1 protein-coding gene is annotated in these 1,932 nt (G+C 58.7%); it reads right to left on the reverse strand.

Features of this window, described 5'->3' with window-relative positions; translation table 11 throughout:
* Positions 1 to 98: 98 nt before the first annotated feature.
* Positions 99 to 1,757, reverse strand: coding sequence for a phosphoethanolamine--lipid A transferase (locus tag QMX91_RS30955; RefSeq protein WP_282413891.1), 1,659 nt, complete (start codon positions 1,755 to 1,757; stop codon positions 99 to 101).
* Positions 1,758 to 1,932 lie beyond the last annotated feature (175 nt).

Here is a 1,932-nt window from a genome sequence, read left to right on the forward strand (position 1 = left end):
GCTCGCGATAACGGTGTATCAGCCGACATCATTGTTGAATGACACACCGCTATCGCGAGCAGGCTCACTCCTACAAGGGAATTTGCGCGATATGCGAGCTATTGCGCAGCCGTCATGGCTGGCCGGCACCCGCGAAACACATCCAGCCCCGGCTGATACAGCGCGGTCTTCACCTCGAACAACCCCAGCACTGAATGAAACAGGTTGTCATGGCTCAGATCCGGCTGCCCGGTCTTGCCTTGCAGGCAATCGCGATCAATCCCCAGTTGCGCCAGAGTGTTGCTGCCAAACCACATCACCATCGGCACATGCGTCTGCGCTTCTGGCGCCAACGCATAGGGCGCCGCGTGCAGGTACAGGCCGTTTTCACCCAGCGATTCGCCGTGGTCGGAGACGTACAGCATCGAGGTATCCAGCGTGTCCTGATTGCGCTTGAGCAACTCGATGACCTTGGCGAGGAAGTGGTCGGTGTAGAGGATCGTGTTGTCGTACACGTTCACCAGTTCATCGCGGCTGCAACTGCCCAACTGATTGGTGTGGCAGATCGGCTTGAAGCGTTCGAGCGCTTGCGGATAACGCTCGTAGTATTCCGGGCCGTGGCTGCCGTCGGCGTGCAGGACGATGATCGCGTGGCCCTTGAGGCTGTCGATGTAGCTTTGCAGGTCGGCCAGCAGCGCCTCATCGAGGCAGTTGTTGCCGTCGCAGAACGGCCCCGGCTGGTTCTTCGCGATGTCGCGGTGCGGCACGCGCAGGCAGGTGCCTTTGCAGTCGCTGTTGTTGTCCAGCCACAGCACTTGCACGCCGGCGCGTTGCAGGATATCCAGCAGGCCTTCGTAGGTTTTGCCTTTCTTGTCGCTGTAGTCCTCACGCGGGAACATCGAGAACATGCACGGCACCGACACTGCCGTGGACGTGCCGCAGGAGTGCACCTGGGTGAAGTTGAGGATGTCCAGTTTGCTCAGCTCGGGATTGGTCTCGCGCGCATAGCCGTTCAGCGAAAAGTGATCGGCGCGGGCGGTTTCGCCGACCACAAACACCATCAGCGACTTCTTCTCGCGGCTGGCGGCTTTCGCGCTCATCACCGCGTCTTCACCGATGGCCTGCACCACAAAGTGCTTTTTGATGCCCAGGCGCTGCTTGGTGTACTTGCTGATGGCGTAGATGTAATTGGTCGGGTTGATGAAGTGGGTGAGCTTGTCTTCTTCGCGGAAGATCGGCGCATAGGTCGAATAGAACGCGCCCACCGAGGCGCCGATCACCAGCACGCAAGCGGCAATCACCAGCAGCTTGTTGAGCAGGCCGCGAAAGAACGGTCGATAACGCACCGGCCAGCGCCAGATCAACACCGCCGGCAGCACGCCGAGCAGCAACACGTAAGCCAGCAGCTTGCCGTTGAACAGCGCAGCGGCTTCGCCCGGGTTGGTTTCGAAGACGTTCTGGATCATCACCGTGTCGATGGTGATCCCGTATTCGTTCATGAAATACGCAGCGCAGGCCGAGAGCAGGGCCACCACAGTCAGCGCCGGTTTCAGCGTCCAGCGAAATGACACCAGGGTCAGCAGCAGGGTGATCGCCGCCCACAGGAACAGGCCGAACGAAGCGAAAAACGCCAGTTTGTGTGCACCTTGCAGGGTGATCAGCGTACCCAGCGCCTTCCAGGTCGCCAGGTTGTACAGCGCCACCAGTGCCAGGGAAAACAGCAACACCAGCCGGGTGGAAGTGATGGACGGTAAACGCAGTCCTTTGCCCAAAGCCATTACAGACATTCCTCTAGCAGAATAGAAAACACACGCGGTTACGCGCGTAACTGTAGAAGAACATTGGTAAAAAATTTGTAAACATCTCGTAACAAACAATCAGGTCAACGCAAAACCCTGTAGGAGTGAGCCTGCTCGCGATAGCGGTGGGTCGGCCGACATCGTTGTTGAATGC

It is taken from the genome of Pseudomonas sp. PS01299, assembly GCF_029960145.1.
GTDB lineage: Bacteria > Pseudomonadota > Gammaproteobacteria > Pseudomonadales > Pseudomonadaceae > Aquipseudomonas > Aquipseudomonas putida_A.